The sequence below is a fragment of the Pseudomonas sp. Y39-6 genome (assembly GCF_023651955.1).
GTDB lineage: Bacteria > Pseudomonadota > Gammaproteobacteria > Pseudomonadales > Pseudomonadaceae > Aquipseudomonas > Aquipseudomonas veronii.
Window position 1 is genome coordinate 1431643 of record NZ_CP069594.1, and the last position, 25107, is coordinate 1456749.

Genomic DNA, 25107 nt, shown 5'->3' on the forward strand with positions numbered 1-25107 from the left:
GCTCCGCTGACAGCCGCAGGCCGGCGCGGTTATTGGGCAACCCATAGCGGCCGGATATGCGGCAATGCAGCGGACTGCCTGCCGATGTCCGAGAACGGCAGCGACGGGTCGTCGGCATGGGTCAAGTAACGATGCTCCGGCAGTTTCAGGTGGGCCTTTTCGAACTCGTCGAAGATCGCCGTGCGGCGGTTGTAATGAAAGTGCGCGTACCACAACGGGCGCGGCGGGGTGGCGGTCAGGTCCCAGACTTCATATTCCTGCATGAAGTCGCGATGCCCGTTGGCACGCCTCGCCAGTTCGCTCATCGACGCGGTTCGACGCACCTCGACCACGTGATGCCTGACCAGGTCATCGAGCATGCCGTCGGTGGGTTTGCGGCTGGCCAACGATTGTCGGGTGCGCAAGGCGCGGCCGGCGGCAGTCAGTTCGCTGGCGGTCGTGCGCAATGGCTGGAGGCTCGGCTCCTCGGGGTCAAGGCGCGCGATGCGGTTTGCGCGCAAGGTGAGTTCGGCGGCTTCGCTGACCAGCATGTGTTCAAGGTCCACCGGCAACATGCCCTGGCGGGCATAGGCCTCGACTTTGGCCTGGTACGCCGGTACGGCGCGCAGGCGGTTCTGGGCTTCGCTCACCATCACCGACTTCACGTTCGCCTCCGCCGGGAACTCCACGGGCGGCGCCGGTTGGCGCTGGGCCCGACCGTCCGGGCGTTGCTCCCAGGTCTCGGTGTGGCCGCTGAGGTTGTCGATGGTGTAGCGCGTGGTGTTGGTGCGAGGGTCGGTGCTTTTTATGCCGATCAGCAGCCGGTTCTCTTCGCTTTCAAACACCGTCCCTTGGGGTTCATCGAGCTGCGGGCGCCGCAGGCGAGGTGTTGTGCCGATACGGTGGCGGGCCAGTTGAATCATGCGCTCGAGGTTGTTCAGCAAGGCGTCCAGGTTATCCAGGTCAAAATGTTGCGGGTAGCCTGCGCTCAAGGTTTTAACGCTGAGGCTGAACCGCGCGTAGGCATCGATACATTCGTTGAGGATCCGCGTGCGCTGGCTGACGGTGGTGGGCGTTTTTGTCAGTGCGAAATGCGTGTTCAGGGCCAAGTGAGCGTCGAGATAGACGCGATTGACCTCACTTTGCAAATACAACCAGGAAGGATCGCTGACGTGATCGTAGCGGTTGAACGTATCGATGCTGTGGACGGTGCGCAGGTGCGTGCGAAACCCTTCATCGTAGAGCTCGTTCCAGCGCGCCGCGTCATCGCGAGCCTCGCCCACCAGCGTGCGCGTATTTTGCAGGTCCGCGTCGATCTGTTGCGCGGTCCTGCGCGTGCTTCTGCCTTGGAGGCGCAGATCGGCCTCCAGCGCTGCCAGGTTGATCTGGCTGCTCCATTCGTTCATGACCAGGAAGACGCGGTCGATCCGGTCGAGTTCCTGCACGATTTTCTGGCTGAGACCTTTGCGGGTTTGCAGAAACTGCAGAATGGCGGCGGGGCGTGCTGGCGGCACCTGGATATCAGCGAATTGCCCGGTCAATTCCTGCAGCGCGGCCGCGGCGACTTTCAGGCGCTCCACGGCTCTGCTGGTGACAATCAAGGCAGCGCGGCTTTGCAAGCCTTGGAGGGCCAGGTGCTCTCTGTTGGGGGTGAAGGCGATCACGTCCTGAATGGCGTTGGCCTGCTGAATCGCCAGCTCGATGTCCTGGGTGTAGGCCTGATCAAGGGTTGGCTGCAATGTCTTGCGGGTGGCGAAGTCGCTTTGGTTGGACAGGTGTTGCAGGTTGCTGGTCGCGGCCAGTTGAGCGTCGAGCCGACTGCTCAGCGTATTGAGCGCATTGCTGAGCGCCAGTTGGCGGCGCAGGACATGATCGGTCCACCAGATCGGCAGCCGTTGTCGAATCGCCATCGGCCAGAGCGGCTCGAGGGTGTCCGCCAGGTGCCCGAGCACGCCGCCGCCGCCCGCCAGGCCCGCCGGTTGCGCGGTGCCGTAGACGCCGAAGTGGGTGTCCCATTGGCCGGCGTCATCCAGCGCAATCGGTTGTTTGTAGGTTTTCAGCGCGTTGCCGCTCAAGCGCCAATGGCCGTTCTGCAGTTCGACCTGATAGACGTTGCCCTGCCGCACGATGAAGTGGCCGTCGGCATGGCGGTAGATGTTGCGGTAAATTCCGTGGCTCGCCGGGGTCAGATGGGCCAGGGCGATCTCCTTGTCGTACTCATACCCGCTGAAGCGCTCGGCGATGCGGCGCGCCTTGCGGCTCATGGGCGGTTGCAGATAGCGGCCGCCCTTGAAGGCATTGCGCAACTGGCGCCCAAGCGTGCGCGTGCGCGCTGCGTTGGGCGTGATCAGCACCCCGCCGGCCACATCCACGCCGGCGTCGATCATTGATTGCAGGACCTGGGTGATGTCGTGCATGCCTTGGGCATGATCGCCGCGTCGAAATGCATCTACCGCGTCATTGGCGCTGACCCAGCCGTCGTAAAGGCCGATCACCGTACCCACCACGGGGACCACGCCGAGCGCCATCTTGATATAGCTGAAGGCCTGCACGCCTTTGATGGCATAGCGTTCCAGGTACAGGTCGCTGTTGGAGCGGGAACTGGCGCGGTGGGCCTCCTTGACGCGGCCCATTTGCGCGTTGAGCAAATGGCCGGCCAGCGACGTGGTGACGGGCCAGGGGCGGCCGACGCCGATCAGCGCGTCGAAATGCCGGAGCACCGCTTGATTGATCCGGCTGACGTGGTTGGCCACGTTGCCCAGCAAGGCGCGGCCGGCCAGGTAATTGACCATCGTGCTGCTCAGGCACAGGCGGTACAGCGCCAGCCGCGCGGCTTCAAGGTTGGCGTAGCTGCGCAGGTAGTGGCCGTCCGGGCTCTCGGGCAGATAGAGTAGGGTGAGCCCGGAGTTTTTCTGACGGATGAAGGTGACGCCGGACAACGTGCTTGAGCCGTCCTGGGTGTCTGGCCCGCCGACACTGAGGTGGGCGGGGAGCAACTCAATGTCATTGCCATCGGCGCGCCAGGCTTCGGCCGTTCTGGCATTCACGGCGATGTTGAAGGTGTTCAGTTCGGTGGCCGTGATGTGCTTTTGCAGGAACGCCAGGCGCCCCTGGAGCGTAAGCATCAGGCGCTGAGGTTCGAGCAGGCATTCGAGGCGATAGTCACGGCTGAAGTCCGTTTCGCGATCCGAGCCTTGGTAAGCCTCGACGATCAGGTCTTCATACGCTTGGGCCAGGTCCAGTTCCGGCACCAGCTTGCGCAGGTAGTTGGCGCTGAGCCCGGCGGTGAGTGCCTGGCCTTCCGTGGCGTCCTGGCTGCTGACCTCGACCTTCATGAACGTCAAGCGCTCGGCGATCGGCGTATCGATGTTGCTCAGCGCCAGCTCATCCAGGCTCATTTTGACCCGGGTGGCGCTGGGGACCTGCACCGTCTTGGTCGGAGTGCCGGGCGCGCCGGGGGCTCCGACGAAATGCTGTTGATGCGTGACCGATTCGGGAACGTCGAGCTGAACGCTGAACGGTTGTTTGAGCGAGAAGTCCCGGGACAGCCTTGCGTGCAGGCGTTTTGTGCAAAAACTGCTGATCAGCGGCAGCTTCAGGTTCAATACTTCATCGGCGCGTTGCAACGCCACGATGTAGCGCTCCAGCAGGGCCTTGAGTTCGGCCCTGTCGGCCGCTGAAACCTGGCCGAGCCAGACCGGCAGTTGCGCCGCCAGTGCGCCGCTCTGCTGCTGCTCCAGAAGCTGCGCATAGGCCAGTTCGCGCGCGGTGTTGGTCGATACGCCCAGTTCCTGGATCGCTTGCACGCGCATGGGTTGCAGCTCCCGGGCTTGGCGCTCGGTGTCGTCCGGGGCGCGGCGAAGCATCGCTTCGATCTGGGCGACCCAGTCGTCGAGTTGCACGGTGAGGCTGTACTCGAACGGGGTCTGATTGAGCAGGGCCAGTTCCAGCGACGACGCGTCCGAGGGCGTTACGCCGAGCCACTGTTCAAGCGCCTGGCGCGAAGCGAAGTGCTGCAGCCCGCCCTGGCTGCCCGGCCAGTACAACAACAGGTCCTGAGGCGTTGACGCATCGAGCAGCGCCGCTTCCAGGGTGATCAGCAGCACGCCGTCCAGTTCTTTGCGCTGGGTGTTGATTGCGTCGTTGCTGCGCTCGCTGATCGACAGCGTCAAGGTCGCCACCGACACTTTGAGTTCGGGGTCTGGCGCGTTGAGCGGGTCAAGCGCGGCCAGGAGCATGGCGTACCCGGCCGGGCTGATCTGGTTGAGTTGGCGCTGCAGGCTGGCTTCGGCAAGCAGCCCGTTCAGCCGTGCCTGGAGCAAGCGGTGATAGTCGGGGTTGGCCTGTTGGGACAGCTCCAATAGCTGGTTCTGGGGTTGATTCCACAGCGCGCTGGCCGCTTCGTGGGCTTGCTGTTGCGCCTCGTGCAAGCGGTTGAGTTGGCTGCGCAACGTGGCCTGTTGCTCATCGCTCGGCGGCGGCAATATGGCAGGCGCCTGCACCGTACCGAAGAGCGGCTGTTGTTGCCGCGACAGCGCGTGGCGGCGCTGGGTCAGGGGCAGGTCGGCGGTCAGTCCGGCGAAGACTATGGGCGCGCTGTCGAGGGGCGCGTCGTCCTCGGCGGGAGCGAGCGCGGATGCCGGCGGCAAGGCGAAAACCCCCTGGCTGCGCTGTTGCCGGTCCACCTGATCGGCTGCTTCCAGCGCTCTGTGTCCATGTTCGGCGAGGTCCCGACCGTGGGGGTATTTCAAGCTGGCCTGCTTTTCTTTGAGGCGATGTTCCAACAGGTGCGTCACGCCGGCTTGCAAGGGCTCGTCGACCTCGCGGTAGTCGATCAGGTTGTCTCGCGCGATGGCCGTCACGCCGGGGAACAGCGTGGGGTGATCGAGCAACCACTGCTCCATGCCGACGCGGCTGTTGAACAGGTTCAGCGCCGGTTCTTCAGAGGGCAGGTACAACAGCTGGAGGACGACCTCGGCATCCAGGGTAATGACCAGCGCACCGGGTATCTCGGCATCGGCCAACCCGGTGCGTTTGAGCAGCAGTTGTTCGGCGTAGATCTTCTGACCGTCGAGCTGCAACGCGCCGCTTGGCGGGTCGAGGACGGTGAGCAACGGTTTCAATTGATCGGCCGTGATCGCCCCCGAGGCGCAGGCCAACTGCGCGGCGGCTTGGAGATGGCTGCTGTACTGCGCAACCGCGTGATCGCGACGCGAGACCGCAGTGCCAGGCGCGCGCGTGAACCACCAGTAGCGGACCCACGCGGTTCGCAGGGCCTGTTCCACGTTGAGCTGGGTAAAGGGTTTAACCAGCTCGAACGGTTGCGCTGCGTACTGGGTTTTGCTTTCCGGCAGGCCGATCACCCGGCAATGTTGGTAACGCGCGGCGTAGGCGGGAAATTGATGAACGAAGGCACTGGCCTGGGTCAGTGTGATGGAGCGCGCCGGTCTTTCATCGGAGGCGGCAAAGTGCAACTGCACGCTGTCGCCGTCCAGGTCCAGTTGCTCGTTGATGAACGCGTTGAGCGAGGCGTGGACACTGGGCGCATCGGTGCTGAGCCGGAGCATCTGTTCGCGGCTGGCGTGCCAGCGGGCCGTGGCTTCCAGCAACAGGCTTTCGTCCACGGTGCGAACCTGCGCGTGGGAAAACGGCGGAAAATCGCGCACGGCAAGGGGGGAGAGCGGGTTGGATGTATCGGTCATGTGACGGCACTCGAAAAATAGGGGCAGAACGGTGCTTTACCGGTCGGAGCCCTATTTAAAGGTGGAGAACGAGGCGCGCAGGGATAGATAGTTAGTGAGCCGACCGTTGAGCGACATTCATTAAACTGTCACGCAACTGTGGCAGCGCGCTTGAACAAACTTCATCAGACTCGCGCTCTACTGGGGTTCTGTGTTTCGGTGTTTTTCATGCGCGTGTTGCTGTTACTGGCCGCTCTACTGTTCGGCCTGCCGTCTTTTGCGGCGTCTCGATGTGATGTCAATGTCCCGACCCAAACGGTCGATCTGGCTCAGGTGAGCATCGCCTACCAGAGCATCGGCCGTGCGTCCGATCCGGCCTTGTTGCTGGTGATGGGCCTGGGCGGGCAACTGATCCACTGGCCTGACGAGGTTGTCGTCGCCCTGTGCCAGCAAGGTTTCCGGGTGATCCGCTACGACAATCGCGATGTCGGCCTGTCCACCTGGCGCCAGGCTCCGGCCAGCGCCAACCTGACGTTTGAAGTGTTGCGCTACAAACTCGGCCTGCCCGTGGCGGCGCCATACACGCTGACCGACATGGCCGATGACGCCCTGGGCTTGATGGATGCGTTGCAGGTCCGGCAATTCCATGTCCTCGGGGCGAGCATGGGCGGCATGATTGCCCAGCACCTGGCCGCGATGGCACCGCAGCGGGTGGAAAGCCTGACGCTGATCATGACCAGCTCCGGCGCCGAAGGCCTGCCGGCGCCGAATGCGGCGCTGGTGCAATTGTTGTCGCGGCGCAGCGCACCCAATCGCGCAGTGGCCCTGGAGCAACAGGCCGATTTGCTGGCCGCGCTGGGCAGTCCGTATGTCAAGGATGACCGCCAGGTGTTGCTGCATCAGGCGGCGCTGTCCTACGACCGTGCGTTCAACCCCGAGGGCGTGAAACGCCAGATCATGGCGATCCTCGCCGAACCGAGCCGCGTGCCGTTGCTCAACCAATTGCGCGTGCCGACCCTGGTGGTGCATGGCACCGCCGACCCGTTGTTGCCGGTGATGCACGGCGTACACCTGGCCGCGCATATCCAGGGGAGCCAGTTGAAGCTGATCCCGGGCCTGGCCCATCGTTTCCAGGAAGCGTTCAAGGCGCCGTTGCTGGCGGCGGTGCTGCCGTACCTGCAAGCCCATCGCGAAGACGCCACCCATTGGGCGCAGATCGAGCCGCCGGTCTCGGCGAAGGTGTTGTGACATTGGTGTATCGTGCAGCTTTTGCGGCGCATTAATGCCAGCGAGGTTGCCTACCATGAGTACTGCCCTGAAAATCGATTTCGTCAGCGATGTGTCCTGCCCCTGGTGCGTCATCGGCCTACGCGGCCTGACCGAAGCCCTCGACCAACTCGGCAGCGAGGTGCAGGCCGAGATCCACTTCCAGCCGTTCGAACTGAACCCTGGCATGCCCGCCGAGGGCCAGAACATCGTCGAGCACATCACCGAGAAATACGGCTCCAGCGCCGAAGAGTCCCAGGCCACCCGTGCGCGCATCCGCGACATGGGCGCCGAGTTGGGCTTTGCGTTCCGCACCGATGGCCAGAGCCGCATCTACAACACCTTCGATGCTCATCGCCTGCTGCATTGGGCCGGGTTGGAAGGCTTGCAGTACAACCTCAAGGAAGCGCTGTTCAAAGCCTATTTCAGCGATGGCCAGGACCCGTCCGATCACGCGACGCTGGTGCGTATCGCCGAGAGCGTCGGCCTGGACCCGCAACGCGCCGCGGCGATTCTCGCCAGCGATGAATACGTCGCCGAGGTGCGCGAGCAGGAACAACTGTGGGTGTCCCGTGGCGTGACGTCGGTGCCGACCATCGTGTTCAACGGGCAGTACGCGGTCAGCGGTGGCCAGCCGGTCGAAACGTTTGTCGGGGCGATTCGCCAGATCATCCGCGAATCCCGATCCTGACGCTGGTCCCATGTGGGAGGGGCTCATTGTCCTCAAGAGAGTCCCTGGCCCGTCCCTTGCATTGACCCCCTAAAGCCCATCCGCAATCCGGTTGGGCGCTGCCATTGGGGGTGAAACATTACCTTGAATATTCTTGACCTCGACCACAGCCTTACGGGCCAGGCGCCGATTGCCCGGCGTTTGGCCAGTGGTCATGCCACCCGTCTCGACTTGCTGGACCTGGGCCCGAAACTGCGCCTGTGGTCCACCGAAAAAACCTGGAAGCGCTTCACCGAACGCCTGGCGGCACGGCCCCGGCCCACGGACGCGCGGCCGGAAATCCTGTTTGTCGGCTCCGGCGACTATCACCACCTGACGCCGGCATTTCTGGCCGACCTGAAAGAACCGATCAGCCTGATCCACTTCGACAACCACCCCGACTGGGTCCGCTTTGCGCCCAAGCGCCACTGCGGGTCGTGGGTCAACCGCGCGCTGAAGATGCCGGCGATCAAGCGCATCGTCACCCTCGGCCCGTGCAGCGATGACCTGCATAACCCGCAGCTGCGCGGCGGCAACCTCGGCGCCCTCACGCGCGGGCAATTGCAGCTGTTCCCATGGCAGCACCCGCCGTCGAAAGTCTGGGGGCGGGTCGGCGATGGCGCCGGCCACCAACAGCAGGAAAACTACCTGTACTGGCGCAACCTGGCGGAGCTGGACTGGGCCGCATTCCTTGAGCAAATGATCAGCAGCCTGCCCACCGAAGCCATCTGGATCACCATCGACAAAGACGTGCTGGCCAGCGAAGACGCGGCCACCAACTGGGACCAGGGCGGCATGCGCCTGAGCCATCTGCTCCAGGCCCTGCGGGCCCTGGCGGCGCGCAAACGGATCATCGGCATCGATGTGTGCGGCGAGTTCGCCAAGCCCGTGTTCAGTAACGCCTTCAAGCGTTGGGAGGCCAAGTCCGACCAGCCGCCGGCCGAGCGCTGGAGCGCCGAGGACCTGCAGCGCAATGCCGCGACCAACGAAGCCCTGATCAACCTGTTTGAGGAGCTGTTCCCGTGACTTTGACCGTGGTGTTGCTGGTGGCCTTTTCCATCGTGCTCGATGTGGTCGGCCAGTTGTTTTTCAAGATGGGCCTGGACCGTTTGCCGGAGTTGGAGGGCGGCTTTCGCCTGAACGCGTTCTGGGGCCAGGTGTTCAATGCGCCGTTGTTGTGGGCGGGGCTCGGGGCCTACGCCATCGAGTTTTTCGTCTGGCTTGAAGCCTTGTCCCGCGCGCCGTTGAGCCTGTTGTTTCCGGCGGCGGCGCTGGCTTATTGCGGGGTGGTGCTGGCGGGCAAGCTGGTGCTGGGGGAAACCGTCAGCCGCCGGCGCTGGATGGGCACGCTGGTGATTACCTTCGGCGTGATGTTAGTCGCGATTGCAGGGGGTCAGGCATGAGTACGCAAAATATCGATCAGGGCTGGTTGCACGAACGCCTTGGCACCGTGGTGCTGTGGGCGTTGCTGATTTGCACCGAGAGCGCCGGGCAGCTGTTTACCAAGGTCGCCGGGGACCAACTGGGGCAGATGGATTTCAACTGGCAGTGGTTGTCCGAAGTGGCGCGCAACCCAGGGATTCTGGCGGCGATCGCCAGTTACATCGGCGCGTTTTTCGTGTGGATGCTGATCCTGCGGCGCAGCAGCCTGTCGCTGGCGTTTCCGCTGAGTTCGCTGGTGTTTGTGGTGGTGTTGCTCGGTTCGTGGCTGGGGCTGGGGGAACATATCAGCCTGCTGCACTGGGTGGGCGTTGGGGTGATTATTGTCGGGATCGGGTTGTTGGCCGAAGGCGAGGAAAACTGAAAGTATCGCGATGAAATACTGGCTCCATGTGGGAGGGGGCTTGCCCCCGATAGCGGTAGATCAGTCCCGTATGTATTGGCTGACCCTGCGCTATCGGGGGCAAGCCCCCTCCCACATTTTTATCGATGTGCATCAGTTGAACTTGTAGCTGATCGCCGTCTGCACCTGGCTCTGGTTCACTTCGCCGGCCTGCTTGACGATGCTGCTGTTCGCCGCCGAACCCACCAGGCGGACCCAGCTGGCACTGGTCAACAGCGACCATTTCGTCGCCAGGGGAAACTCGAAGCTCTGGGTGAACGTCACGTTCTGGAAGCCGCCGCTGGCGTTGTAGGGGCGGAAACCCGAGGCGGCGGCTTCGCTATCGCTCACGCCGAAAAACGTGTTGGTCTGGCGTCGGTCGGCAAAATGCGCCATCAGGTCGCTGCTGCCGATGATCCCACCGGCCAGCGGATAGCCCAGCTCGCCGCCGACCTTGCCGAGCACGCCGCCCTGACCCTGGGCGCCGCCCACGGCGCGACCCAGTTGGGCGTAGACGCGCCAGAAGTCGGCTGGCGCGTATTCCACGAACCCACCGACTTCGGCCATGCTCGACACTTCGCGCAACCCCGACAAGGCGCCGTTGGACGTGCGGCGCGACAGGTAGTTGATGTACGGGCCGGCGCTGAAACCGTTGGTTTTCAAGGCGCTCCAGGACAGGCCGTCATCGGTGCTCAGGCTGACGTCGCCCCAGTCCAGGTCGAGGTATGGAACGGCCGCGGTTTCATAGCGGGTGCCGGTGGGTTCCTTGGGCTGGTAGCTGATACCCGCGCCTGCTTCACCGGTGATGCCGTCGGCCTGCGCGGCTTGTGAAACGCTCCACAGCCCCAGAAATCCGGCGAATACAGCGGAGGTGATCCTGAACATGGTCACTGTTCCTTGATTGAATATGCGCGCATGAACGCGCAAAGCGCAGCCTTGGCGCAAGCACTCATCTTGTTTGTAGCAAGCTACAAAAATTGTAGCTCCTTCGACACAAAACCGTCTGATATCCGCGCAAACCCCCAGCGCCATTGGGTGCTGGCCAGTTGGCACAGTCCCTGCTCTACACCTTCTGCAAGCGCACAGAGCGCGCTCCTCCTCAAGGTAAACGCAGATGATCCACTGGCATATCGTGTGTGACTTCGACGGGACCATTACCCCCACCGATGTCATCGACAACGTCCTCCAACGCTTCGCCGGCCCCGAGTGGGAAACCATCGAGCAGGAATGGTTGGATGGGCATATCGGTTCCCGCGAATGCCTGAGCCGCCAACTCGCGCTGATCAAGGCCACCCCAAGTGAGCTGCTGGCGTATTTCGACAGCGTCGAGATCGACCCGGACTTCCCCGATTTCGTCGATCACGTCATCGGCCTGGGGGCCTCCATCGAAGTGGTCAGCGACGGCATCGAGCAAGGCATCGCGCGGATTCTGTCGCGCAACTACGTGAGCTTGCTGCCGATCCTCGCCAACCGCCTGCGCCAGGTCGACCAGAACAGCTGGCGCATCGACTTCCCGTATGCCAGCGATGCCTGCCGCGCCGCTTCCGGCAACTGCAAGTGCAAATCCACCCCGCGCAACAAGCGCGTGCTGGTGATCGGTGACGGCAAGTCCGACATGTGCGTGGCCTCCACCGCCGACTTCGTTTTCGCCAAGGGCAGCCTTGCCCGGTACTGCGAGGCCAACAACATTCCCCATGCGCGCTTCGACACCTTCGCCGAAGTGAGCGCATTGCTGGCCAAGCTGCCACAGGGCATCGCCGCCAACGCCACGACCTTTGCCACTACTGACCTCTCTATTGAAAATCAGGAACTCTTCCACCATGTCTGATATCCGCATCGCGAGCGCCGAAGACCAGATTCTTCTGGATAAAGAAGCCAAATACTGCTCTTACGGCGACACCGTTCACTACATCGAGCCACCGCGCATTTTCAGCCGTTGCGAAGGCTCCTACGTGTGGGACACCGAAGATCAGGCCTACCTCGACCTGCAAATGTGGTACTCGGCGGTCAACTTCGGCTATGCCAACCCGCGCTTGAACAATGCGCTGAAACAGCAGATCGACACCCTGCCGCAAATCGCCAGCCAGTACCTGCACAAAGGCAAGATCGAGCTGTCGGAAATGATCGCGGTCGACGCCAAGAAGAAGTTCGGCCTCGACGGTCGCGTCCACTTCAACGTCGGCGGTTCGCAGTCCATCGAAGACTCCCTGAAAGTGGTGCGTAACGCTACCAACGGCAAGAGCCTGATGTTCGCCTTCGAAGGCGGCTACCACGGCCGCACCCTCGGCGCGTCGTCGATCACCTCCAGCTACCGCTACCGTCGTCGCTACGGCCACTTCGGCGAGCGTGCGCAGTTCATCCCGTTCCCGTACCACTTCCGCGGCCCTAAAGGCATGACCAAGGAAGAATACGGCAGCCACTGCGTGCAGCAATTCGCCCGCCTGTTCGAGACCGAATACAACGGCGTGTGGGACCCGAAAGTCGGCCAGAGTGAATACGCCGCGTTCTACGTCGAGCCGATCCAGGGCACCGGCGGCTACGTGATCCCGCCGATGAACTTCTACCGCGAGCTCAAGCAGGTGCTGGACCAGCACGGCATCCTGATGGTGTCCGACGAAATCCAGATGGGCTTCTACCGCACCGGCAAGTTGTGGTCGATCGAACACTTCGACGTACAACCGGACGTGATCGTGTTCGGCAAGGCGCTGACCAACGGCCTCAACCCGCTGGGCGGCATCTGGGCCCGTGAAGAACTGATCAACCCGAAGATCTTCCCGCCAGGTTCGACCCACTCCACCTTCGCCTCCAACCCGTTGGGCACGGCGGTAGGCCTGGAAATGTTCAAGATGACCAACGAAGTCGACTACGGCGCGATGGTCATGGCCAAGGGCAAGTTCTTCCTGGAAGGCTTGCAGGACTTGCAGAAACGCTTCCCGATCATCGGCGACGTCGACGGCCTGGGCCTGGCCCTGCGCTGCGAAATCTGCGGCCCGGATGGTTTCACGCCGGACAAGGCGACCCTGGACTACATGGTCGAAGAAGGCATGAAAGGCGACATGGTGGTGGACGGACGCAAACTCGGCCTGATCCTCGACGTGGGCGGCTACTACAAGAACGTGATCACCCTGGCACCGTCCCTGGAAATCAGCTACCCGGAAATCGAACTGGGCCTGAAGCTGCTCGAGCAACTGCTGGTGCGAGCGACTAAACGGTGAGCAACGTCGGGATCGACCTCGGTGAGGGTGATGCCGGCTTCGTTCTCGGTGAAGGGCCGGTCGGCATCCTGTTGATCCACGGCCTGACAGGCACGCCGACGGAACTGCGCCAGGTCGCCAAGGGCCTGGCCAAGGTGGGTAATTGCACGGTGTACGTGCCCACCCTGGCCGGGCACTGCGGCGACAACAGCGACCTGCAGGCCACCGGCTGGCTGGACTGGTACGAAGGGGTGCGCCGAACCTTCGCCCAGGTCCGCCAGCGCCATGAACAGGTGTTTGTCGGCGGTCTGTCGATGGGCGCGGTGATGTCGATGTACCTGGCCTCGGAGCATCCGGGCCAGGTCGCCGGGCTGCTGATGTATTCGACCACCTTGAAGTACGACGGCTGGAGCATCAATAAGCTGGCGTTCCTTACGCCGTTGCTGATGAAAATTCCGTTCGGCGTGCATATCTGTCGCTTTGAAGAGAAGCCGCCCTACGGCATCAAGAACGAACGCCTACGGGCGATCGTCGAGCGGCAGATGAAGGAAGGGGAGAGCAGCGAGGCTGGCCTGCTGACCATGGAGGGCATCACGGTGCGCGAGTTGCACCGGATGAACGCGGTGGTCAAGAAGCGCATGCCTCAGGTCAAGGTGCCGGCCCTGGTGCTGCATTCGATCGAGGATGACATCACCAGCCGCTGGAACGCCGATTACGTGGAACGTCACCTCGGCGGGCCGGTGACCAAGATCCTGCTGGACAACTGCTACCACATGATCACCGTCGACCTGCAATACCGCCGGGTGATCGAGTTGAGTGCGGAGTTTGTCGAGCTGCACACCGCTTCCGTGGACGCCAGTGCGTTGTGGCGAGGGCGCTTGCCCGCGTCAGGCAGCGAAGCGAGCCTGGAACCTGCCACCTCGTTCTAGTTGTAAGGACCGCGTGTCATTGAGGGGGCTGCTGCGCAGTCCAGCGGGAGTACGCTCCCTCGCTACAAAGGATTCGATGTGATAACCACCCAAGCCTTCCCGACCATCCGGGCCATCCGGCGCAGTGCCTGGAACGACTGTTTTCCCGGTGCGCTGGAGGACTGGGACTACTACGTTGCCGTGGAAAACGCCGCGATCGACGATTTTCAATGGCGCTACCTGGCGGTATTTGAAGACGGCGCGCTGGTGGCCGTGGCGGCCGCGTTCATCACCCATTACCGCCTCGATACCACGGTGTCGGGCGTCGGCAAGCGCTTGACCTCGCGGCTGGAGCGGCTGTGGCCGGGTGTTTTGCAAGTGGGGCTGTACGCCATCGGTTCGCCGGTGGCCGAGCGTTGTGACGCCGGGTTTGCCAGTGGCGTGCCTGAGGTTCGGCGCGCGCTGTTACTCAAGCACCTGCTGCTGGCGGCGCGCCAGGACGCCGATGAGTTCGGCATCGGCCTGGTGGCGGTCAAGGATGCCCCGACGCAGGACCCGCACTGGGCCGACAGTTGCCGCGCGGCCGGCTTTCAAAGCATGCCGAGCTTGCCCACGGGCTTATTGCCGCTGCCTTACGGCTCGGTGGACGCTTACCTGGGCTCGCTGGGCAAATCCACGCGCAAGGACTTGCGGCGCAAACTGCGCGCGCCAGGCCCGCGGGTGGAGTGGCGGCGCAACATCGACGATGTGCTGCCCGAGGTCATGCGCCTGTACGAAGCCACGCTGACCCGTGCCGAGCTGCAGTTCGAACGCTTGCCCGCGAGTTATTTCACCGGCGTGCTCGAACGCCTTGAACAACGCGCGGTCTGTGTTCTTTACTGGGTCGACGAGCACTTGGTGGCGTTCAACCTGATGCTGGTGGACGAGCATCGGCTGGTCGACAAGTTCTTCGGGCACGACGTGGAGTTTACCCGTGACTACAACCTCTACTTCCGTAGTTGGTTGACCAATGTCGACTACTGTATCCAACACAATATTGCGTTGTATGAGTGTGGCCAGGCCGGATATGCCAGTAAGCTGCGGCTGGGGTGCGAGTTCCAGGGCAACAGCCTGTTCTTCCGCCACCGTAACCGGCTGGTCAACGGCCTGCTCAGACTCGTGAAAATGTTTCTTCGACCGGATCGTTCCGACCCTGCCATGGCTGCTGCGATAAGCGAAACCTGATGATCACCAAGACCCGCCAGAAAGCCCGCCCCTTTGCCATTTCGCGCTGGAGCGTCCAGCGCAAGTTGGTGCTGGCGTTCTGGCTGGTCAGTGTGATTCCGACCATGATCGCGGCCGAGTTGGCCGCCACCACGCTGTCGCAGATTTTCGACAGCAACGTGCGGATCTGGCTGCAGGAATCGACCAAGATCGTCAAGGACGAGATCGGCGACATCCTGCATGACAACGCGCGCATGGCGAAATTGTTCCTGCGCTACGCCAGCCCGCCCTCCAACCGGCAGGCGGCCAAGCACGACAGGCTCGCCGCCGATATCGCCGAAGCCACGGACATCGACGTGGTGGCCCTGATTCGCAGCAGTGACCACCGGGTGGTGTTCAGCACCGCGCCCGATGACATCGTCAAGCAGATCAACCTGACCAGCAACGCCGCATTGCAGACCGTGCAAGTGGCGGGGGTGAATACCGGCATCGTGGTCTCGACTTTCGAGACCAGCCAGGACGGCGTTGACTACGTGCTGCTGGTGGCCACCTACCTGGACAGCAGTTTCCTCACCAGCGTAGCCGACGTGCATTCCCTCGACCTGCGCCTGTACCTGGCCAACCCCGGCGGTTTCTCGGAAATTTTCTCGACCCAGCGCTTCATGGATCACCCCTCGCACATCCCGAAAGGCGTCGAAGCCGAGATGCGCAGCAGCAAGCAACCCAGCGAACAGTTCACCAACAAATACAGCGGTTTGTACTGGCCGATCTTCAACGATGCCGGCGAGCTGCAAGGCGTGATCTTCAGCGGCCTGCTGCGCCATACCAGCCTGGTCGGGCTGGTGAACCAGAGCAACCTGTTCGTGCTGATTTTCCTGCTCAGCTCGGCACTGTCCCTGGCGGCGGGGCTGCTGGTGTCGCGGCGCTTGACCCAACCGTTGCGCGATCTGTCCCAGGGCGTGAGCGCCGTGATCTCGGGCAATTATGCCCACCGTGTGGTGGTCAGCGGCGGCGATGAGCTGGCGCAATTGAGCAGCACCTTCAACCATATGACCGAACGGCTGGGGGAGTTGCATCACCTCGAAGCCCAACTGCGCCGGCGCGACCGCCTGCATGCCCTGGGTGAAGTCGCCATGGGCCTGGCCCACGAAATCCGTAACCCGCTGGGGATCATCAAGACTGCCACCCAACTGCTGCACCGTCGCGCCGACTTGCCGGAAGCCGACAAGCGCCACCTGGAATATGTGATCAGCGAAGTCAGCCGGATCAACGACCTGATCACCGAGTTTCTCGATTTCGCCAAACCCAACGCGCCGCTGCGCGTATTGCAACCGGCGCGCGCGCTGGTGGAGGAGATCCTCGGCTTCTGCAGCCCGGAACTGGCCAGCCACAAAATCGACGCCCACATCGACGACCAGGCGCCTGGCGCGACCATCTATGCCGACGCCAAGCAGCTCAAACAGGCCTGCCTCAACCTGATTCTCAACGCTATCGATGCAATGCCCGAAGGTGGCCGCCTGACCCTGGGCATTCGTTCGATGGGCGACAACACAGTCATCAGCGTCGCCGACACCGGCCAGGGTATCCCGGCGGATATGATCGAGCGCATCTTCACCCCGTTCGTCACCACCAAGGCCTCCGGCACCGGCCTGGGCCTGGCCAAAGTCTATTCGATCATGGAAAGTCACGACGGCAGCATCGAATGCATCAGCGAGAATGATGCCGGCGCTACGTTCAGCCTGTACATTCCGGCAATCGGCGAAGACGACGAGGACACTCATGACGCATAACATATTGGTGGTCGACGACGAGCCCAAGCTCTGTGACCTGTTGTCGTCGGCCCTCAGCCAGAATGGCGTCCAGGTGTTCACGGCGGGTAACGGCCTGCACGCGCTCAAAGTGCTGGAGCAGGAAGACATCGACCTGGTGATCAGCGACTGGCGCATGCCGGGCATGGACGGTCCGGCGCTGCTGGCCGAGATCAAGGCGCGCTATTCCCAGGTGCCGGTGATCGTGATGACCGCCTACAGCACGGTGAAAAACGCCGTACAGTCGATGCGCAACGGTGCGTATGACTACATTGCCAAGCCGTTCGATATCGACGAGCTGGACATCACCGTGGCCAAGGCCCTGCAGTTTCGCGACATCATGCGCGACAACGCCCGCATGCGCGCCGAGCTGGACGAGCAGGCGCAGTTCGACAGCCTGGTGGGCGACAGCCCGGCGTTTCGCAAGGTGTTGCAGGCAGTGGATTCGGTGCGCGACAGCAGCGCAACGATCCTGCTGACCGGCGAAAGCGGCACCGGCAAGGAAATGGTCGCCCGCGCCATCCACAAGCACGGCAGCCGGGCCGACAAGCCGTTCGTCGCGGTCAATTGCGCGGCGATTCCCGAAGGGCTGCTGGAAAGCGAAATGTTCGGCCATCGCAAGGGCGCCTTCACCGGTGCCGTGGCCGACCGGGTCGGGCGTTTTATGCAGGCCGACAAGGGCACGCTGTTTCTCGACGAAGTGGGCGACATGCCGCTGGCGCTGCAGGCCAAGATTTTGCGCGCCTTGCAGGAGCGGGTGATCGAACCGGTGGGCGACCCCCGCGAGCGCAAGGTGGACGTGCGCGTGATCGCCGCCACCAACAAGAACCTGTTGGAGGCGGTGGCCAACAAGGAGTTTCGCGAGGACTTGTATTACCGCCTCAACGTGTTCCCGATCCCGCTGCCGCCCTTGCGCGAGCGCGTGGAAGACATCGCGCCCCTGGCTCGGCACTTCGCCCAGACCTTGAGCGTCACCGCGGGTAAACGCATCACCGGTTTCAGCCCCGAGGCCTTGCAGGCTATGACGGCGTATCACTGGCCGGGCAATATCCGCGAGCTGCAGAACTGCGTGGAACGCGCGACGATCGTGGCGTCATCGCCGGTGATTGAAGATATCGACTTGCCGGGTTATCTGTTCGCGTCCAAGCCCAGCGAGGGCGGCGTGACGGCGATCCTCAGCGACGGACCGGGCATTCCCCAGGACCTGGATGCGGCGCTGGCGGAGGTGGAGAAAGCCTACATCCAGGCGGCATTGCACGAGAGCAATGGCGTACAGGCGGCGGCAGCGGCGAAGATCGGGATTTCCGAGCGCAGCTTCTGGTATCGCCTGAAGAAGCTGGGGATTCAGATCGACAAAATAGTCCGCTGAGTTGCCTGGCACAGCACTGTTCTAAATGTGGGAGGGGGCTTGCCCCCGATAGCAGTGGGTCAGACAGCCTATGTGTATCTGATCCACCGCCATCGGGGGCAAGCCCCCTCCCACATTTGGATTGTGGTGTGTCAGGTCTGCAGGCGTACCCAGACGCTGACCAGAACAGTCGCTGCCATCAACCACGCTAGCGCTGCTACGGCTAAAGAGGCTTCCAGGCGCAGGCGATCGACCAGCACGTAGAGCGTCGCCAGGTACACAAAGTACGGAATGATCGACCACATCCCGAACAGGATGGTGGTCTTCAAATCGTCCACCGAACGGCCTTTGCCGACGATGTAATGGGCGATCAGCGCAAAGGTCGGGAACAGCGGCACCAACCCGGCGATGTAGTAATTCCGGGTCTTGGCCAACGCGGCCAGTATCAGCACCACCGCCGCGCCCAGGGCGGCCTTCAATATCAGATCCACGCGCGGTTCCTCAGTGGCTCAAACCGTATTTCTTGACCTTGTCGAACAGGGTGGTCTTGGCCATTCCCAGTTCCTGGCTGGCCTGGGTCAGGTTACCGCCGCTGCGTTGCAGCGCGTCGTTGAGCAGGTTGCGTTCGAAGGCTTCCACCGCTTCGGTGAAGGCCAGGCCCTGGCTGCCGCTGCTGGCGCCGCTTTTCTTGAAGGCGGGCAGGCCCAGGGCGAAGCGCTCGGCGACGTTGCGCAGTTCACGCACGTTGCCCGGCCAGTCGTGGCTCATCAGGTTGGACAGTGTCTGGTTGTCGAGGTCCGGCACGCTGCGGTCGAAGCGCAGGGATGATTGCTGCAGGAAGTGTTCGAACAGTTGCAGGATGTCTTCGCGGCGTTCGCGCAAAGGCGGCAGTTCCAGGGTCACGACGTTGAGGCGGTAGTACAGGTCGCTACGGAACTGGCTGGCGCGGCTCAATTCGTCGAGGTCGGATTTGGTGGCGGCGATCACTCGGCAATCCACCGCCACGCTCTGGTTCGAACCCAGGCGTTCGAGGGTGCGTTCCTGCAACACGCGCAGCAGCTTGATCTGCAGGTTGATCGGCATGCTTTCCACTTCATCGAGAAACAGCGTGCCTTCGTGGGCGTGCTCGATCTTGCCGATCCGACGTTTGCCGGCGCCGGTAAAGGCGTTGGCTTCGTGGCCAAAAATCTCGCTTTCGAACAGGTTCTCCGGCAGGCCGCCGCAGTTCAGCGCGACGAACGGGTGAGCGTGGCGTCGGCTGAAATCATGCAGGCACCGCGCGACCAGTTCCTTGCCGGTGCCGGTCTCGCCTTCAATCAGCACGTTGGCCGACGTATCCGCGACGTTGGCGATCAATTCGCGCAGGTTCTGCATCGCCGGCGAGCGGCCGATGATGCGTCCTTCCAGGGAGTCGCGCTCGGCCAACTGGCGGCGCAGCGCCCAGACTTCCCGCGCCAGCCCGCGCTGTTCCAGGGCGCGGCGCGCGACGTCGACCAGGCGTTCGGGAGAGAAGGGTTTTTCCATGAAGTCATAGGCGCCGTTGCGCATGGCGCCGACCGCCATGGAAATATCGCCGTGCCCGGTAATCAATACCACCGGCAGGCTTTTATCCAGGGCCTTGAGGCGGGTGAGCAGTTCCAGGCCGTCGATACCCGGCAGGCGGATATCGCTGATGACGATGCCAGCAAAGTTCTCGCCGATGCGCTTGAGCGCCTCTTCGGCACTGCCCACGCCGACGCTGGGGATGTCTTCCAGTGCCAGGGCTTGCTGGCAGCCGAGCAGCACGTGGGGGTCGTCTTCGACGATCAGGACGGTGAGGTCAGGGTTTTTTTCTACGTTCATGACGACTCGGCTGTTTGAGCGCCCACCAGCGGCAGGCTCAGGACAAAGGCAGTACCACCACCGACGGGATGCTCCACGGCGAGGTTGCCGCCGGTGGCCGCGGCCAGGCTGGCGGACAACGTAAGGCCAAGGCCCAGGCCTTGCTCGCCGGGTTTGGTGGTGAAGAACGGTTCGAACAGATGCTTGCGCGCCTCGGGGTCGATGCCATGGCCGTTATCGCGCACCTGCAGGCGGTATTTGCCGTCGGCTTCGTGGCCTTCCAGCCACAGTTCCGGCGCCGGTTGTGCTTGCATGGCATCGAGGGCGTTGCCGATCAGATTGACCAGGATCTGCTCCAGGCGCGTCTGGTCGATCTGCAATTGGGCCGGGGCAAAGTCGCGGTGCAGCGTCAGAGGCAGGCTGTCGAGGCGTGCGCCGAGCACTTGGAACGCGGCATCCACGGCCTTGCCCAGGCTGGCTTCGCCCTGGTCGTCGCCGCGCCGCGCGAAGGAGCGCAGGCTGGCGGTGATGCGGCCCATGCGGTCGATCAATTCGTTGATGGTCTTGAGGTTGGCGCTGGCGGTATCCAGCGCGCCGCGTTCGAGGAAGCGCACGGTATTGCCGGACAACGTGCGCAACGCGGCGAGGGGCTGGTTCAATTCGTGGGCGATGCTGGTGGACATCTGGCCGATGGCCGCCAGTTTGCCCGCCTGCACCAGCTCATCCTGGGCGCGGCGCAGGGTTTCCTCGGCCTGGCGGCGCTCGCGAATCTGCCCCTTGAGGCGCTCGTTGCTCGCGCGCAGGTCGGCGGTGCGTTCGGCAATCCGGCGTTCCAGCTGGCTGTTGGCTTCCTGCAAGGCTTCCCGGGCGGCGAGGCGGGTGGCGATGACTTTGCGTCGTTCGTTCCAGGCAATCAGCAGGAGCGCCACCAGGCCAAAGGCGACGGCCACCAGGATGCCCTGGTTGATCGCTGCACGGCGCAGATCGTTGAGCGGGGTGAGCAGGGTGAAATTCCACGGCGTGTCGCTCAGCGGCCGGGTCTGGGCCAGGTAGCTGACTTCGTGTTCGTCGGCTACTACTTCGCTGTTGGCCGGAAAGGTCAGTTTTTCTGTGCCTTCGTTGAGGCGCTCGCGGGCCAGGGGCTCCAGCTCGTTCAGCGTCGCCCAGTAATATTGCAGGCTGTGCGCCAGGCGGTCCTTGGTCTCATCGCTCAGGGGGCGCACGGCCTTGAGGCGGCGGGCCGGGTCGCTGGAAAGGATGATGATACCGTTCTCGTCGCTGACAAACGCTTCGAGACGCGCGCGTTTCCAGCGTTCCTCCAGGGCTTCGAGGCGGACCTTGACCACAGCGACGCCGATGATCTTGCCGTGCTCTTCCAGGCCGTGGGCCAGGTAGTAGCCGGGTTCGCCATTGGTGCTGCCGATGCCATAGAAACGCCCGGGCTGGCCGCGCACGGCGTTCTGGAAATAGGCGCGGAAGGACAGGTCTTCACCCTGGTAGCTGTCGGCATCGCGCCAGTTGCTGGTGGCCAGTACGCGGCCGGTGGTGTCCATCACATAGATGGCCCGACTGCGGCTGCGCCGGTTCAGGCCTTCGAGGTAGTCGTTGACGGTCTTGCGGGTGTCCTGGTTCGGCTCGGCCAGCAGCGTGGACACGCTGGATTCCAGTTCCAGGAGGCTGGGCAGGTACGTGTATTTGCTCAGTTCGCTTTCGACGGTGCGGGCATGCAGCTCCAACTGGCGTTCGCCGGTATCGCTGAGGGTGCGGATGCCATAGTACTCACTGATCCAGAAGCCGATATAACCCAGGCCGATCATCAGGGCGATGATCAACGGCGGCAGGAACAGTTGGCGGATCAGACGAGGCTTCACGGCAAGTGATGGCGGCGCGGCGCGATAGAGGTTGGGGTCGCATTTCATCACAGATGCCTTGGGTCAGCTACCGCTCACCCCTTCCTGTAGGAGCGAGCTTGCTCGCGAAAAAACCAAGGGCACCGCGTTCATCCAGGATGTGCGCTTCATCGTTGCCGTTTTTCGCGAGCAAGCTCGCTCCTACAGGAGGAGCAAGCTGTGGCTTTTTTAGTGCTGCAGGATTTTCTCGAGGAAGTGCTGCGCGCGTTCGGAGCGGGCGCTGATGTCGCCGAAGAACTCTTCTTTCGGGCAGTCTTCGATGATCTTGCCGGCGTCCATGAAGATCACGCGGTCGGCCACTTTGCGGGCGAAGCCCATTTCGTGGGTCACGCACATCATGGTCATGCCTTCCTGGGCCAGTTGCACCATCACGTCCAGCACTTCGTTGACCATTTCCGGGTCGAGGGCCGAGGTCGGTTCGTCGAACAGCATGACGATCGGGTCCATGGCGAGGGCGCGGGCAATCGCCACACGTTGCTGCTGGCCACCGGAAAGCTGGCCAGGGTGCTTGTGGGCGTGCGCCGACAGGCCGACGCGATCAAGCAGTTGCAGGCCCTTCTTGGTGGCTTCTTCCTTGCTGCGGCCGAGCACCTTGATCTGCGCGATGGTCAGGTTTTCGGTGATGGTCAGGTGCGGGAACAGCTCGAAGTGCTGGAACACCATGCCGACGCGCGAGCGCAGTTTCGGCAGGTTGGTCTTCGGGTCGGCGATGGACGTGCCGTCGACGATCACGTCGCCTTTCTGGAACGGTTCCAGCGCGTTGACGCACTTGATCAGGGTGGATTTACCCGAGCCGGACGGCCCGCACACCACGATCACTTCGCCTTTTTTAACCTCGGTGCTGCAATCGGTCAGCACCTGGAAGTCGCCATACCACTTGTTGACGTTTTTGATAGAGATCATACGGCAAACCTTTTTTGCAGACGCTTGACCAGCAGCGAGGCGGAAAAGCTGATGATGAAGTAGACGACACCGGCGAAGATCAGGAACTCATTGGAGCGGCCGATGATGTCGCCGTTGGAACGGGCGGAGTTGAGGAAATCCACCAGGCCCACGGTGTAGACCAGCGAGGTGTCCTGGAACAGGATGATGCTCTGTTGCAGCAGCAACGGGGTCATCTTGCGGAACGCCTGGGGCAGGATGATCAGGCGCATGGTCTGACCGTAAGTCATGCCCATGGCCTGCGCGGCCGCCATCTGGCCCTTGGGGATCGACTGCACGCCGGCCCGCACGATTTCACAGAAGTACGCGGCCTCGAACATCATGAAGGCCACGACGCAGGAGGTGAACGCACCGATCGGCGTGTCTTCGCCGGTGATCCAGCGCAGCACGAAGGGCACCGCCAGGTAGAACCAGGTGATGACCAGCAGCAACGGGATCGAGCGGAAATAGTTCACGTAGGCGCCGGCCAGGCGTGACAGCAACTTGCTGGACGACAGGCGCATCAACGCCAGGATCGTGCCGAGGACAATACCGCCGACCACGCCCATGACCATCAACTGCAAGGTCATGACCATGCCGTTCCACAGGCCGGGGATCGCGGGGATGATGCCGCTGAAATCGAATTCCATTATTTACCCCCCACGGAGATCAGGCCGGGCACGGCGACTTTCTTCTCGACCAGGCGCATCAGCAACATCAGGCTCATGTTCAGGGTGAAGTAGATCAGCGTGGCCAGGGTGAAGGCTTCAAACAGGTTGGCCGAGAATTCGGCGGTCTGCTTGGTTTGCGCCAGCAATTCCATCAGGCCGATCAAGGACGCCACGGAGGAGTTCTTGAACACGTTGAGGAATTCCGAGGTGAGCGGCGGAATGATGATCCGGTAAGCCTGCGGCAGCAGCACGTTCCAGTAGATCTGCGGCAGCTTGAAACCCATGGCGCGGGCGGCGGCTTCCTGGCCACGCGGCAGCGCCTGGATGCCGGTGCGTACCTGCTCGCAGACACGGGCGGCGGTGAACAGGCCCAGGCACACCACAACGCTCAGGTAGGCCGAGGTGGTCGGGTTCAGGTCTTGCTTGTACCAGTCCTGCAGGTTTTGCGGCAGCAGGTCGGGTATCAGGAAGTACCAGATGAACAGCTGCACCAGCAGCGGCACGTTGCGGAACAGTTCCACGTAGCAGGTGGCGATGCCCGATACGATACGGTTTGGCACGGTACGCATGACCCCCAGCATGGAGCCCAGCAGCAAGGCGATGATCCATGCCACGACGGCGATGGCAATGGTCCAGCCCAGGCCGGCGATGTACCAGTCGAGATAAGTCTCGCTGCCAACGCCAGTGGACTTGAAGAACACGCCCCAGTCCCAGTTGTAATTCATTAGGGTCTCCCCTCGAGATCGATCGATGTACAAGCACCCGCTTGGGGAAAATCCGTTCCCGCCTGACGGTGAACGCCAGGCACACACGATCGGCTCGAAAACCGCCCGGTCGAGTGTTCCAAAATATAGCCAGCAGGTAGTAACAGACGCCTGAGGGAGGAGTGGCTCCCTCAGGAGATAAGGTTAGCCAGAAATCAGATTTTTACGTCAGGCGCAGGCTTATCGCTCGGATTGGCGATCAGTTCCTTGACCTTGTCGCTCATCGGGAAGTTCAGGTTCAGGCCTTTTGGTGGGATCGGGCTTTCGAACCACTTGCTATAAATCTTGTTGATTTCGCCGGATTTGTAGAGCGCGACGATGGCGTCATCCACGGCTTTCTTGAACGCAGGATCTTCTTTGCGAACCATGCAGGCATAGGCTTCGAAGGACTGCGGAGTACCAGTGATAACCCAGTCATTCGGCTTCTTGGCCTTGGCTTCTTCACCGGCCAGCAGGGCGTCGTCCATCATGAAGGCAACGGCGCGGCCGCTTTCCAGCATCTGGAAGGACTCGCCGTGGTCTTTGGCGGAGATGACGTTCATGCCCATCTGCTTGTCGGCGTTCATCGCCTTGATGATGCGCTCGGACGTGGTGCCGGCGGTGGTCACGACGTTTTTGCCTTTGAGGTCGGCGAAGTCGCTATAGGACGGCTTGCCATCCTTGTCTTTCTTGACCAGCAGGCGGGTGCCGATTTCGAAGATATTGGTGGTGAACGCGACTTGCTGAGCGCGTTCGGCGTTGTTGGTGGTGGAACCGCACTCGATGTCCACGGTGCCGTTCTGCACCAGCGGGATACGGGTCTGGGAAGTGACCAGGTTGTACTTGGCCTGCAGCTGGGGCTTGTTCAGGTCTTTTTTCAGGGCTTCGACGATCGCCAGCTGAATGTCGTGGGAGTAGCCCACCGGTTTACCCGAACCATCCGCGATGTAGGAAAACGGAATGGAGCTGTCGCGGTGCCCGAGGGTGATGGTGCCCGAGTCGTTGATTTTTTTCAGCGTGCCGGTGAGTTCGGCGGCGAAAACTGGAGTGCTGATCAGAGCGGCAGCGATAGCTGCGCCCAAAATATGGGGAACGATGCGCATCAATACTTCCTCGACATTTG

20 protein-coding genes are annotated in these 25107 nt (G+C 62.5%); 11 read left to right on the top strand and 9 right to left on the bottom strand.

Going from position 1 to position 25107, the window contains the following annotated elements:
- Positions 1–29: 29 nt before the first annotated feature.
- On the bottom strand, positions 30–5681 hold the full coding sequence (locus JN756_RS06375; RefSeq protein ID WP_201021941.1) for a dermonecrotic toxin domain-containing protein: 5652 nt from the start codon (positions 5679–5681) through the stop codon (positions 30–32).
- A 207-nt stretch (positions 5682–5888) separates the two neighbouring features.
- On the opposite strand from JN756_RS06375, the gene JN756_RS06380 reads away from it, so the two are divergent.
- The 5 genes from JN756_RS06380 to JN756_RS06400 all read left to right on the top strand — a co-directional run bounded on the left by JN756_RS06380 (position 5889) and on the right by JN756_RS06400 (position 9439).
- Complete coding sequence (locus JN756_RS06380; protein WP_079442944.1) at positions 5889–6908, top strand: alpha/beta fold hydrolase; 1020 nt, start codon at positions 5889–5891, stop codon at positions 6906–6908.
- 55 nt (positions 6909–6963) lie between these two features.
- Entirely contained in the window at positions 6964–7617 is a 654-nt protein-coding gene (locus tag JN756_RS06385; protein ID WP_046384553.1) for a DsbA family oxidoreductase, read from the top strand.
- A gap of 123 nt (positions 7618–7740) precedes the next feature.
- Positions 7741–8661 carry an arginase family protein gene (locus tag JN756_RS06390; protein WP_017844595.1) on the top strand — a complete coding sequence of 307 codons (921 nt, stop codon included), beginning with the start codon at positions 7741–7743 and terminating at the stop codon, positions 8659–8661.
- Positions 8658–9038, top strand: coding sequence for a DMT family transporter (locus tag JN756_RS06395; RefSeq protein WP_017844596.1), 381 nt, complete (start codon positions 8658–8660; stop codon positions 9036–9038). The genes JN756_RS06390 and JN756_RS06395 overlap by 4 nt, the downstream gene beginning before the upstream one ends.
- On the top strand, positions 9035–9439 hold the full coding sequence (locus JN756_RS06400) for an EamA family transporter (RefSeq protein WP_017844597.1): 405 nt from the start codon (positions 9035–9037) through the stop codon (positions 9437–9439). The genes JN756_RS06395 and JN756_RS06400 overlap by 4 nt, the downstream gene beginning before the upstream one ends.
- A gap of 132 nt (positions 9440–9571) precedes the next feature.
- On the opposite strand, the gene JN756_RS06405 is transcribed toward JN756_RS06400, so the two are convergent.
- Positions 9572–10342 (bottom strand): MipA/OmpV family protein, encoded by a 771-nt coding sequence (locus tag JN756_RS06405; RefSeq protein WP_128191541.1) that lies wholly within the window; start codon positions 10340–10342, stop codon positions 9572–9574.
- A 229-nt stretch (positions 10343–10571) separates the two neighbouring features.
- Between JN756_RS06405 and JN756_RS06410 the strand changes: the two genes are divergently transcribed.
- From JN756_RS06410 to JN756_RS06435, 6 genes are all read left to right on the top strand, one after another.
- Positions 10572–11285 carry an MtnX-like HAD-IB family phosphatase gene (locus JN756_RS06410; RefSeq protein ID WP_057004340.1) on the top strand — a complete coding sequence of 238 codons (714 nt, stop codon included), beginning with the start codon at positions 10572–10574 and terminating at the stop codon, positions 11283–11285.
- Positions 11278–12672, top strand: a complete 1395-nt coding sequence (locus JN756_RS06415) for an aspartate aminotransferase family protein (RefSeq protein ID WP_017844600.1) — start codon at positions 11278–11280, stop codon at positions 12670–12672. Before JN756_RS06410 ends, JN756_RS06415 begins: the two co-directional genes overlap by 8 nt.
- Positions 12669–13580 (top strand): alpha/beta hydrolase, encoded by a 912-nt coding sequence (locus tag JN756_RS06420; RefSeq protein WP_201021942.1) that lies wholly within the window; start codon positions 12669–12671, stop codon positions 13578–13580. Before JN756_RS06415 ends, JN756_RS06420 begins: the two co-directional genes overlap by 4 nt.
- Before the next feature lie 78 nt (positions 13581–13658).
- Positions 13659–14783, top strand: coding sequence for a GNAT family N-acetyltransferase (locus JN756_RS06425; RefSeq protein WP_017844602.1), 1125 nt, complete (start codon positions 13659–13661; stop codon positions 14781–14783).
- Positions 14783–16552, top strand: coding sequence for a HAMP domain-containing sensor histidine kinase (locus JN756_RS06430; RefSeq protein ID WP_057004343.1), 1770 nt, complete (start codon positions 14783–14785; stop codon positions 16550–16552). Before JN756_RS06425 ends, JN756_RS06430 begins: the two co-directional genes overlap by 1 nt.
- Positions 16542–17939, top strand: coding sequence for a sigma-54-dependent transcriptional regulator (locus JN756_RS06435; protein WP_057004344.1), 1398 nt, complete (start codon positions 16542–16544; stop codon positions 17937–17939). The genes JN756_RS06430 and JN756_RS06435 overlap by 11 nt, the downstream gene beginning before the upstream one ends.
- 131 nt (positions 17940–18070) lie before the next feature.
- Here the strand turns inward: JN756_RS06435 and JN756_RS06440 are convergent, their stop codons facing one another.
- From JN756_RS06440 to JN756_RS06470, 7 genes are all read right to left on the bottom strand, one after another.
- On the bottom strand, positions 18071–18400 hold the full coding sequence (locus JN756_RS06440; protein WP_162231505.1) for a GlpM family protein: 330 nt from the start codon (positions 18398–18400) through the stop codon (positions 18071–18073).
- A gap of 19 nt (positions 18401–18419) precedes the next feature.
- Complete coding sequence (aauR, locus tag JN756_RS06445) at positions 18420–19760, bottom strand: two-component response regulator AauR (protein ID WP_017844606.1); 1341 nt, start codon at positions 19758–19760, stop codon at positions 18420–18422.
- Entirely contained in the window at positions 19757–21658 is a 1902-nt protein-coding gene (gene aauS / locus JN756_RS06450) for a two-component sensor histidine kinase AauS (RefSeq protein ID WP_057004345.1), read from the bottom strand. The genes aauR and aauS overlap by 4 nt, the downstream gene beginning before the upstream one ends.
- A gap of 159 nt (positions 21659–21817) precedes the next feature.
- On the bottom strand, positions 21818–22552 hold the full coding sequence (locus JN756_RS06455; protein WP_017844608.1) for an amino acid ABC transporter ATP-binding protein: 735 nt from the start codon (positions 22550–22552) through the stop codon (positions 21818–21820).
- Positions 22549–23220, bottom strand: coding sequence for an amino acid ABC transporter permease (locus JN756_RS06460; RefSeq protein WP_046384547.1), 672 nt, complete (start codon positions 23218–23220; stop codon positions 22549–22551). Before JN756_RS06460 ends, JN756_RS06455 begins: the two co-directional genes overlap by 4 nt.
- Entirely contained in the window at positions 23220–23966 is a 747-nt protein-coding gene (locus JN756_RS06465; protein ID WP_017844610.1) for an amino acid ABC transporter permease, read from the bottom strand. The genes JN756_RS06460 and JN756_RS06465 overlap by 1 nt, the downstream gene beginning before the upstream one ends.
- A 194-nt stretch (positions 23967–24160) precedes the next feature.
- Positions 24161–25087: a glutamate/aspartate ABC transporter substrate-binding protein gene (locus JN756_RS06470; RefSeq protein ID WP_017844611.1), complete on the bottom strand. Its 927-nt coding sequence runs from the start codon at positions 25085–25087 to the stop codon at positions 24161–24163.
- Between the last annotated feature and the right edge of the window lie 20 nt (positions 25088–25107).

Bases quoted from the DNA above. Each gene is read 5' to 3' on its own strand.
- JN756_RS06385 (WP_046384553.1), top strand. From the start codon at position 6,964: ATGAGTACTGCCCTGAAAATCGATTTCGTCAGCGATGTGTCCTGCCCC.
- JN756_RS06455 (WP_017844608.1), bottom strand. From the start codon at position 22,552: ATGATCTCTATCAAAAACGTCAACAAGTGGTATGGCGACTTCCAGGTG.
- JN756_RS06430 (WP_057004343.1), top strand. From the start codon at position 14,783: ATGATCACCAAGACCCGCCAGAAAGCCCGCCCCTTTGCCATTTCGCGC.
- JN756_RS06380 (WP_079442944.1), top strand. From the start codon at position 5,889: ATGCGCGTGTTGCTGTTACTGGCCGCTCTACTGTTCGGCCTGCCGTCT.
- JN756_RS06375 (WP_201021941.1), bottom strand. From the start codon at position 5,681: ATGACCGATACATCCAACCCGCTCTCCCCCCTTGCCGTGCGCGATTTT.
- JN756_RS06405 (WP_128191541.1), bottom strand. From the start codon at position 10,342: ATGTTCAGGATCACCTCCGCTGTATTCGCCGGATTTCTGGGGCTGTGG.
- JN756_RS06460 (WP_046384547.1), bottom strand. From the start codon at position 23,220: ATGGAATTCGATTTCAGCGGCATCATCCCCGCGATCCCCGGCCTGTGG.
- JN756_RS06415 (WP_017844600.1), top strand. From the start codon at position 11,278: ATGTCTGATATCCGCATCGCGAGCGCCGAAGACCAGATTCTTCTGGAT.
- JN756_RS06465 (WP_017844610.1), bottom strand. From the start codon at position 23,966: ATGAATTACAACTGGGACTGGGGCGTGTTCTTCAAGTCCACTGGCGTT.
- JN756_RS06410 (WP_057004340.1), top strand. From the start codon at position 10,572: ATGATCCACTGGCATATCGTGTGTGACTTCGACGGGACCATTACCCCC.
- aauR (WP_017844606.1), bottom strand. From the start codon at position 19,760: ATGAACGTAGAAAAAAACCCTGACCTCACCGTCCTGATCGTCGAAGAC.
- JN756_RS06435 (WP_057004344.1), top strand. From the start codon at position 16,542: ATGACGCATAACATATTGGTGGTCGACGACGAGCCCAAGCTCTGTGAC.
- JN756_RS06470 (WP_017844611.1), bottom strand. From the start codon at position 25,087: ATGCGCATCGTTCCCCATATTTTGGGCGCAGCTATCGCTGCCGCTCTG.
- JN756_RS06400 (WP_017844597.1), top strand. From the start codon at position 9,035: ATGAGTACGCAAAATATCGATCAGGGCTGGTTGCACGAACGCCTTGGC.
- aauS (WP_057004345.1), bottom strand. From the start codon at position 21,658: ATGAAATGCGACCCCAACCTCTATCGCGCCGCGCCGCCATCACTTGCC.